This is a genomic window from Sphingobacterium sp. LRF_L2 (assembly GCF_965644235.1).
GTDB lineage: Bacteria > Bacteroidota > Bacteroidia > Sphingobacteriales > Sphingobacteriaceae > Sphingobacterium.
Window position 1 is genome coordinate 1 of sequence record NZ_CBFFRI010000022.1, and the last position, 795, is coordinate 795.

Consider the following 795-nt stretch of genomic DNA (forward strand, 5'->3'; position numbering starts at 1 on the left):
ACCCTGATCCGATTAGCGTTGATCAGGAAACCTTAGTCTTTCGGTGGGCGGGTTTCCCACCCGCCTTATCGTTACTTATGCCTACATTTGCTTTTCCATGCAGTCCACGGAAAGTTACCCTTCCGATTCTCCCCGCATGGAATGCTCCCCTACCAGTTGTAACCTATGTTACAAATCCATAGCTTCGGTAATACACTTGATGCCCGTTTATTATCCACGCCCGGCCGCTCGACTAGTGAGCTGTTACGCACTCTTTAAATGAATGGCTGCTTCCAAGCCAACATCCTAGCTGTCTGGGCAACCGGACCTCGTTAGTTCAACTTAGCGTATATTTGGGGACCTTAGCTGATGGTCTGGGTTCTTTCCCTCTCGGCCTTGGACCTTAGCACCCAAAGCCTCACTGCCGGCCATATCTGAGTAGCATTCGGAGTTCGTCTGGATTTGGTAGGATTTGACTCCCCCGCACCCAATCGGTAGCTCTACCTCTATCAGACTCTATGCCGACGCTGTTCCTAAAAACATTTCGGGGAGTACGAGCTATTTCCCAGTTTGATTGGCCTTTCACCCCTACCCTCAGGTCATCCGGAAACTTTTCAACGTTTATCGGTTCGGTCCTCCATTACATGTTACTGCAACTTCAACCTGCCCAAGGGTAGATCACAAGGTTTCGCGTCTACCTCGACTGACTGTGCGCCCTGTTCAGACTCGCTTTCGCTTCGGATCCGTCCCTGAAGGACTTAACCTTGCCAGCCAAGAGTAACTCGTAGGCTCATTATGCAAAAGGCACGCTGTCAC

1 rRNA gene is annotated in these 795 nt (G+C 50.7%); it reads right to left on the reverse strand.

Going from position 1 to position 795, the window contains the following annotated elements:
* Positions 1 to 795: ribosomal RNA gene (locus tag ACSZOX_RS22375) — 23S ribosomal RNA — on the reverse strand; the annotation flags it as partial.